Source organism: Dietzia sp. E1 (assembly GCF_014145015.1).
Taxonomy (GTDB): Bacteria; Actinomycetota; Actinomycetes; order Mycobacteriales; family Mycobacteriaceae; genus Dietzia; species Dietzia cinnamea_A.
Genome location: NZ_JAALDU010000417.1, coordinates 1 through 8,436, shown reverse-complemented (window position 1 = coordinate 8,436; position 8,436 = coordinate 1). Strand labels below are relative to the sequence as shown.

Below are 8,436 nucleotides of genomic sequence, written 5' to 3'. Positions count from 1 at the left end.
GGCCGCCACGACGCGGGCGCCGTCCGCGATCTCCAGGTCCCGGACCGTCCACCCCTGCCGCTCGGCCAGTTCCCGCAGATCCGAGGGGAGCGCGCCGGTGCCGAGCACCAACACGGTCGGGCCCGCACCGGAGACCGTCGCGGCCAGCCCGCGCTCGCGGAGCCGGGTGACCCACTCGGTGGTGCCGACCAGGGCCGGCGCGCGGTACGACTGGTGCAGCCGGTCCTCCGTCGCGGCCAGCAGGTGCTCGGGGTGCGAGGCCAGGGCGACCGACATGAGCGCGGCGCGACTCGCGTTGAACGCCGCGTCCTCGTGCGGGACGGTCGCCGGCAGCAGGCCCCGGGTCTGGGCGGTCGAGGACGTCTCCGACGGCACCAGCACGGTCGCCACGATCGACGGGTCGACCTCCATGCGCACCGCCCGGTAGTGGACGCCGTCGGTCGACCGCTCGGTCCACGAGACCACGACGCCGCCCAGGACACTCGCGGCGGCGTTGTCCGGGTGACCCTCGAACTCACTCGCCAGCTGCACGAGGTGGTCGGTGGACAGCGCACCGCCCATCAGCCCGTTCGCCGCCACGAGTCCCCCGACCGCGGCCGAGGCCGACGAACCGAGACCCCGCGAGTGCGGGATGGAGTTGGAGCACGAGATGCGGACGCCAGGCGCTCCGACGCCGCCCGCCCGAAGCCCCGCCTCCACGGCCTTGGCCACCAGGTGCGAGGCGTCCTCGGGCACCTGACCCGCGCCCTCCCCCGTGACCTCGAGCTCGAGGCCCGAGGCGATGACGGTCACCGTGATGGTGTCGTACAGGCCGAGCGCGACACCGAGCGCGTCGAACCCCGGCCCGAGGTTCGCGCTCGAGGCGGGGACCTCGATCGTCACCGTCCGGCCGACGGGCAGGATGCGCCCGCCCGAACTGCCGAAGACCTCCGGGCCGGAACCGTCCACGTCGCTCACTGCAGACCGAGGGCGCCGGCCACCGCGGAGGGATCCACCGGCACGGGCTCGACCTCGGGCATGCCCAGCAGCGCCGTGTCCGGGTCCTTGAGACCGTTACCGGTCACCGTGCACACGATGGTCTGCCCGGCCTCGAGCTCGCCGTTCGCGTGGGCGTCGAGCAGGCCCGCCACCGACGCGGCCGAGGCGGGCTCGACGTAGACGCCGTCCTTGCCGGCGACCGTGCGGTACGCCTCGAGGATCTGCTCGTCCGTGCGCTTGCGGAACGTGCCGCCGGACTCGTCCCGCGCCGCCACGGCCCCGTCCCACGACGCCGGGGCGCCGATCCGGATCGCGGTGGCGATGGTCTCCGGGTTCTTGACCGGCGCGCCGTCGACGAGCGGGGCCGCACCCGCTGCCTGCACGCCCATCATCCGCGGCCGGGACGAGATGACGCCGTCGGCGTGGTACTCGGAGTAGCCCTTCCAGTACGCGGTGATGTTGCCCGCGTTGCCGACGGGCAGGAAGTGCAGGTCGGGCGCCCGGCCGAGGACGTCGACGATCTCGAACGCCGCGGTCTTCTGTCCCTCGATACGCACCGGATTCACCGAGTTGACGAGCCCGATCTCCGCGTAGGTGGCGGTGGTCTTGCGCGCCAGCTCCAGGCAGTCGTCGAAGTTGCCGTCGACCTGGATGATCGTCGCGCCGTGCATGACCGCCTGGGCGAGCTTGCCGGCGGCGATCTTGCCCTGCGGGATGAGCACCGCGCAGCCCATGCCGGCCCGGGTGGCGTACGCCGCCGCGGACGCCGACGTGTTACCCGTCGACGCGCACAGCACCGCTTTCTGGCCCCGTGCCTTCGCGTCCGTGACCGCCATGGTCATGCCGCGGTCCTTGAACGAACCGGTCGGGTTGAGGCCCTCGACCTTGAGGTACACCTCGCACCCGGTCACCGCGGACAGGTGGGTGGCGTGGATGAGCGGGGTGCCACCCTCGTACAGCGTCACCGGCTCCCAGTCGGACCCGATCGGCAGGCGATCGCGGTAGGCCTCGATGAGGCCGGGCCACCGGCGGTGCACGGGCTGGTGGGTGTTGCTCATTCGGTGTCCACTCCCTCGAGACGGATGACGCTGGTGATGGCGGTGACCGTGTCCTGGTCCGACAGCGCGGCGACGGTGTCCGCCAGAGCGCGCTCGGTGGCCAGGTGGGTCAGGACGGTGATCTCGGCGGTCGGCTCGACGTCCTCGGTCTCGGCGTCGGGCACCTCGACCTCGGTCTGGCGGACCTGGGCGATCGAGACCCCGTGCGTGGAGAACTCGGTGGCCACCTGCGCGAGCACACCCGGCTTGTCCGCGACCCGCATGCGCACGTGGTACCGGGTCGAGATCTCGTCCATGTTCGCCACCGGCAGGGCGGCGTACGTCGACTCCCCGGGCGCACGCCCCGCGCCGGCCTTGTTGCGAGCGGCCGCGACCATGTCACCGAGCACGGCGGAGGCCGTGGGCGCGCCGCCCGCGCCCTGACCGTAGAACATGAGGCGACCCGCCGCCTGGGCCTCCACCACGACCGCGTTGAACGCGCCGTTGACCGCCGCCAGCGGGTGACTGTTCGGCAGCAGGGCCGGGTACACGCGCGCCGAGACCGCCTCCGAACCGTCGCTCTGACGCAGCTTCTCGCAGATCGCCAGCAACTTGATGGTGCAGTCCATGTCACGCGCGGACTCGAAATCGTCGGGCGAGATGCGCGAGATGCCCTCGCGGTAGACGTCCCCGGCGGTCACGCGGCTGTGGAAGGCGATCGAGGCGAGGATGGCGGCCTTGGCCGCGGCATCGTAACCCTCGACATCCGCCGTCGGGTCGGCCTCGGCGTAGCCCAGCCGGGAGGCCTCGGCGAGCGTCTCCGAGTAGTCCGCGCCGGTCGAGCCCATCTCCGACAGGATGTAGTTCGTGGTGCCGTTGACGATCCCCACCACGCGCTCGACCTGGTCGCCGGCCATCGACCGACGCAGGGGCCCGATGACGGGGATCGCGCCGGCGACGGCCGCCTCGAAGTACAGGTCGGTGTGCGTCGAGTCCGCTGCCTCGGCCAGCTCGTCGGTGTACTCCGCGAGCAGCGCCTTGTTCGCGGTCACCACGGCCTTGCCGTGACGCAGTGCCTCGAGAAGGAGGGGACGCGGGAGGTCGATGCCGCCCATGAGCTCGACGACGATGTCGACGTCCTCGCGCGAGACGAGCGAGGCCGGGTCCGCGGTGAGCAGATCCGGGTCCACACCGCGGTCCCTGGTCAGGTCGCGGACGGCGACGCCGCGCAGGACCAGGGGTGCCCCGATGCGGGCGGCCAGCGCCTCGGCGTTCTCGGTCATGTAGCGGATGACCTCGGTTCCGACGGTGCCCATCCCGAGCACCGCCACTCCCACGGGTCGCACACCCGACGCGGTTACGTCGCTCACTGTCCCACCTCCAGGCTCGTCAGATCGTCCAGGGTCTCACGGCGCAGCATCAGTCGTGCCCGCCCGTCACGCACCACGACCACCGCGGGACGCCCGATCAGGTTGTAGCGGCTCGACATGGAGTAGCAGTACGCGCCGGTGGCCGCGACGGCCACCAGGTCGCCGGGGCCGGCGTCCTCCGGCATCCACAGGTCGCGGACCACCACGTCACCACTCTCGCAGTGTTTGCCGACGAGCCGGGACACGACCGGGTCGGCACCCGAGGCGCGCCCCACGAGCCGGGCGTCGTAGACGGCGTCGTAGAGCGCCGTGCGGATGTTGTCGCTCATCCCGCCGTCGACGCTGATGTACCGCCTCTGCTCGCCCCCGGCGAGATCGACGTCCTTGACCACACCGACCTCGTACACGGTGACCGTCCCGGGCCCGGCGATGGCGCGACCGGGCTCGACGACCAGGGTCGGAGGGGTCAGCCCCGCCTCACGCGCGAAGCCCTCGACGATCTCACGGAGGGAGGCGGCGAGCCTGGACACCGGCGGTGGATCGTCCGAGGGGACGTAGCTGATCCCCAGCCCTCCGCCGAGGTCGAGGTGGTCCAGCTGAGCGGTGCGCTCCGTGCCGAACTCGTCGACGATGTCGCGCAGGAGGCCGATGACCCGGCGGGCGGCGAGCTCGAAGCCGTCGATGTCGAAGATCTGCGAGCCGATGTGGCTGTGCAGGCCCGTGAGCCGGATGTGCGACGCGGCGAAGACGGCCCGGACCGCCTCCATCGCCGCGCCGCCGGCGAGAGAGAAACCGAACTTCTGGTCCTCGTGCGCGGTGGCGATGAACTCGTGGGTGTGTGCCTCGACGCCGACGGTGACGCGGATGAACACGTCCTGGACCACGCCCTCCTCGCGGGCGATCCGGTCCAGCAGCTCGATCTCCGACATCGCGTCGATGACCACGTGGGCGACACCGCTGCGCACGGCGAAGCGCAGCTCGTCGGCCGACTTGTTGTTGCCGTGCACGGTGATCCGCTCCGGCGGGAAGTCCGCCCGCAGGGCGATGGCGAGCTCTCCCCCCGAGGCGACGTCGAGACTGAGTCCCTCCTCGGCGACCCAGCGGGCCGTCTCGGTGGTGAGGAACGCCTTGGACGCGTAGTGCACGCGGTCCGCTCCCCCGAACGCGTCGGCCATCTCGCGACACCGCGACCGGAAGTCGTCCTCGTCGATCACGAACAGCGGCGTCCCGAACTCGGCGGCCAGATCGGTCACCGGCACGCCGGCGAACTCGACGACGCCGTCGTCGCGCCGACGGGCGCCCCGCGGCCACACCGACGGGGCCAGCGCCATGAGGTCGTCGGCGTCGGCGGGACGCTCGGCGATACCGGGGGCGTGCGGCACCTCGTGCCGGGCGCCCGCGGGATGCGCGCTCACATCCGCTCCGGGGCGGTGACGCCGATGAGGCGGAGGCCGTTGGCCAGCGTCTGCCGGGTCGCCGAGCTCAGCGCGAGCCGGGCTGCGTGCAGGGGCCCGGGCTCCTCGTCACCCATCGGCAGGACCCGGCAGGTGTCGTAGAAGCGGTGGTAGGCGCCGGCCAGTTCCTCGAGGTACCTCGCGATGCGGTGCGGTTCGCGCAGGTCCGCGGCACTGGCGACGACGCGGGGGAACTCGCCGATCGTGCGGATGAGGGCGCCCTCGCGGTCCTCCACGAGCAGTGCCAGGTCCGCGCCCTCCGTGGTGACACCGAGGTCGGCCGCGTTGCGCGCGAGGGAGCAGAGACGGGCGTGCGCGTACTGCACGTAGAAGACGGGGTTGTCGTTGGTCGCCGACGTCCACAGCTTCAGGTCGATGTCCATGGTCTGGTCGACCGAGGAGCGGATCAGCGCGTAGCGCGCGGCGTCGACACCGATCGCGTCCACGAGGTCGTCGAGCGTGATGACCGTGCCCGCCCGCTTGCTCATCTTCACCGGCTCGCCGTCGCGGACGAGGTTGACCATCTGGCCGATGAGCACCTCGATCGTCGCCGGATCGTCGCCCAGCGCCGCGGCGGCCGCCTTGAGTCGCGCGATGTACCCGTGATGGTCGGCGCCCAGCATGTAGATGCACAGGTCGAATCCGCGCTCGCGCTTGTCGAGGAAGTAGGCGATGTCGCCGGCGATGTAGGCGGCGGCGCCGTCGGACTTGAGGACGACACGGTCCTTGTCGTCCCCGAACGCGGTGGAACGCAGCCACCATGCGCCCTCGGACTCGTACAGGTTGCCGTTGCCCTTGAGCGTCTCGATCGCCCGGTCGACAGCGCCCGAGGTGAACATGGAGTTCTCGTGCGTGTAGACGTCGAAGACGGTGCCGAACTCGGCGAGCGAGTTCTTGATGTGCGAGAACATCAGGTCGACCCCGGCCGCGCGGAAGGTCTCCAGCGCCTCGTCCTCCGGCAGGTCGAGGACGCCCGGATGCGCGGTCATCACCTGCGCGGCGATGTCCTGGATGTAGGCCCCGGCGTACCCGTCCTCCGGGGTCTCCTCGCCCCGTGCGGCAGCGGCCAGCGAACGGCTGAACCGGTCGATCTGGGCACCGTGGTCGTTGAAGTAGTACTCCCGGGTGACCGCGGCGCCGGAGGCCTCCAGGACGCGGCCGAGCGCGTCACCGACGGCCGCCCACCGGGTGCCGCCGAGGTGGATGGGGCCGGTGGGATTCGCGGAGACGAACTCGAGATTGACCCGTCGGCCGGCCATCGCGTCGCCGGAGCCGTACCGCTCCCCCTTCTCGAGCACGGTGGCGACGAGCGAGCCCTGGGCACCGGAGTCGAGCCGGATGTTGAGGAAGCCGGGACCGGCGATCTCCGCCGACGCGATGCCCGGGTCCTGCGCCAACTCGTCCGCGAGCGCCTGTGCGAGGTCACGCGGCGCGGACCCGATCTTCTTGGCCAGCTGCAGCGCGACGTTGGTCGCATAGTCGCCGTGTTCGGGGTTGCGGGGCCGCTCGACGGTCACCGTCTCCGGAACGACCGACGTGTCGGCGCCGCGCTCGGTGAGAACGGCGATGAGGGCGGCACGGATGACGGCGGCGAGGTCGGCGGGAGTCACGTCTGCCCATCCTAGATGTCGGCACGTCGAGCCGGGAATCGGAGCCCGTGGGCACGCCGGTCGCCCGGCCGGAGGACACCCGATGCGGTGTCCTCCCGGGCCCGGTGCTACGATCAGTCTCGCTGTTCGACCGGATCCGCCACGCGGGTCCACGGGACAGCCTCCGGCCCCTCGCGGGTCGGTATCCCGCCCTCGTAGCTCAGGGGATAGAGCGTTGGTTTCCGGTACCAAAGGTCAGGGGTTCGATTCCCTTCGGGGGCACGACTAAAAGCCCTCTCCCGCCTGCACAGACGCAGGGCAGGGAGAGGGCTTTGTCGTGTCCGGGGCGGGGCGGTGGGCGGCGCACCTGATCAGCGCCCCGCCGCGACGTCAGCGCGGCGTCACCGCGGCATCACCGCCGCGTCACCGCGGCAGGGTGATGCCGTCCACCTTCGCGACGCGGTTCACGACCCGTTCGAAGATGTCGGTGAGCATTCCGACCTCCTCGGGCGTGAGCTCGTCGATGAACAGCTCGCGGACCTTCTCCACGTGCTTGGGGGCCACGGCGGCGATCGCCTGGGCGCCCGCCTCGGTCAGGGTGACGACGGTGCCGCGGCCGTCCTCGGGGCACTCGCCCTTGGCGACCAGGCCGCGCCCCTCCATCCGACGGACCTGGTGGGAGACCCGGCTGCGGTCCCAGCCCAGCGCCGCGCCCAGTTCGCGCGCACGTAGGCCCTGCTCGCTGCCCTCACTGAGGCTCACGAGCACCGAGTAATCGGACTGGGACATCGAGGCGTCACGCTGGAGTTGCCGTTCCATCGCGAGCTCGAGCACTTGATTGACGTCGCGGTACCGCCGCCACATGCGCTGCTCATCGTCGCTCAACCAGCGTGTTTGACTCATGTGACTATTACAGCACGACATTCCTTCGCCGAGTGTCCAGGCTCTCCCCCACCACCCGCACTTGCTCGGTCCGCGTTCACCCGGCGGACGCGCCCGCTCGCTGCATCACGTGCGTGCGGGCTCCCCCGATACCGGCGAAGCGCGCGCGATCGCACGTGAGCACTATCACCTGTGAGGTCGCCGCGGCCGCGGCGATGACCGCACCCATGGTGAGCCTGCGCGTCGGGTCGGTGTAACCCATGGTGTCGTCGAGGAACACAGGGACGCCGTCGTCTCCGACGAGACGCGCACACGCGATCCGGACGATGACCGCCAACTGCTCCCGCGCACCACCGGATAGCGACTCGTAGTCCACCGTGACGTCACCGATCCGCCGGGACCGGATCGTCAGGTCCTCGCCGAGCCTGACGTCGAAGTCCCGCCCGTAGACGAGCGACCCGAGTTCGACGACCGCGCGGTGGAACGGCTCCTGGTAGGCGAGCAACGCCTCGGAGCGCCGGGCGACGAGCGTGCGGTGGAGGAGGTCCGCCGCGCGGGCCCGACGCCAGAGAGCGGCGTTCTCTCGCTCCGCCGCGTTCAGCTCGCGCTCCGCGGTCGCGACCGCCTCGAGCCGACCCTGGTCACCGATCGCGTTGACCCGACCGAGCGCCGTCGCCACCGCCGCGGCGGAGTCGCGTTCCTCCGCCACGAGTGTGGCGAGTGAGGCCCGCGCGTTGTCGAGCAGATCCGGCGGTGCATCGGCGAGCGCGTCCTCGAGGGCGAACCTGGCCTGCTGCGCCTTCTCCCGCGCCGACCGTGCGTGCTCGCGCGTCTCCGCCTCGGCCTCCTCCAGGTCCCGGTCGGAGACCTCCTCCCTCGCGGCGCTGAGCGCTGTTCTGCACTCGCCCAGCCGTCCGGCCGCCTCCGCGGCCAACGCCGCCTTGGTCGCGTGCTCCGTCCTGAGCGTCGCGGCCTCCACATCCGCGGCGCGGTCGTCGGCCCGGCATCGTGCCAGCACCTGTTCCGCGATCGCGGCCTCCTCCGCCGGGTCCCCGGTCCCGTCGGCGTCGTCCGCCGTCGACCCGCCGACCCTCTCGGCCCCGTCGGCCTCGGGTGCCGACGGCCC

6 protein-coding genes, 1 tRNA gene and 1 pseudogene are annotated in these 8,436 nt (G+C 71.6%); 1 reads left to right on the top strand and 7 read right to left on the bottom strand.

Annotation, left to right across the window (positions count from 1 at the left end):
- From thrB to argS, 5 genes are all read right to left on the bottom strand, one after another.
- Positions 1-957 (bottom strand): homoserine kinase (gene thrB / locus G6030_RS13275; RefSeq protein ID WP_182643446.1); only part of this gene is annotated, 957 nt, incomplete at its 3' end.
- Positions 954-2,036, bottom strand: coding sequence for a threonine synthase (gene thrC, locus G6030_RS13270; RefSeq protein ID WP_182643445.1), 1,083 nt, complete (start codon positions 2,034-2,036; stop codon positions 954-956). The genes thrB and thrC, both read right to left, overlap by 4 nt.
- Positions 2,033-3,385, bottom strand: coding sequence for a homoserine dehydrogenase (locus G6030_RS13265; protein WP_182643444.1), 1,353 nt, complete (start codon positions 3,383-3,385; stop codon positions 2,033-2,035). The genes thrC and G6030_RS13265 overlap by 4 nt, the downstream gene beginning before the upstream one ends.
- Entirely contained in the window at positions 3,382-4,800 is a 1,419-nt protein-coding gene (gene lysA, locus G6030_RS13260) for a diaminopimelate decarboxylase (protein WP_182643443.1), read from the bottom strand. The genes G6030_RS13265 and lysA overlap by 4 nt, the downstream gene beginning before the upstream one ends.
- The gene (gene argS / locus G6030_RS13255; protein WP_182643442.1) at positions 4,797-6,449 is read right to left on the bottom strand and encodes an arginine--tRNA ligase; all 1,653 of its coding nucleotides are present in this window, start codon (positions 6,447-6,449) and stop codon (positions 4,797-4,799) included. The genes lysA and argS overlap by 4 nt, the downstream gene beginning before the upstream one ends.
- Before the next feature lie 188 nt (positions 6,450-6,637).
- On the opposite strand from argS, the gene G6030_RS13250 reads away from it, so the two are divergent.
- Positions 6,638-6,710 (top strand) — tRNA-Arg (locus tag G6030_RS13250).
- A 141-nt stretch (positions 6,711-6,851) separates the two neighbouring features.
- On the opposite strand, the gene G6030_RS13245 is transcribed toward G6030_RS13250, so the two are convergent.
- Together G6030_RS13245 and G6030_RS13240 are read right to left on the bottom strand one after the other, a co-directional pair.
- Positions 6,852-7,331 (bottom strand): MarR family transcriptional regulator, encoded by a 480-nt coding sequence (locus tag G6030_RS13245; protein ID WP_043566933.1) that lies wholly within the window; start codon positions 7,329-7,331, stop codon positions 6,852-6,854.
- A gap of 76 nt (positions 7,332-7,407) precedes the next feature.
- Positions 7,408-8,436 (bottom strand): annotated as a pseudogene (locus tag G6030_RS13240) (chromosome partitioning protein); the annotation flags it as partial.

Bases quoted from the DNA above. Each gene is read 5' to 3' on its own strand.
- thrC (WP_182643445.1), bottom strand. From the start codon at position 2,036: ATGAGCAACACCCACCAGCCCGTGCACCGCCGGTGGCCCGGCCTCATC.
- G6030_RS13245 (WP_043566933.1), bottom strand. From the start codon at position 7,331: ATGAGTCAAACACGCTGGTTGAGCGACGATGAGCAGCGCATGTGGCGG.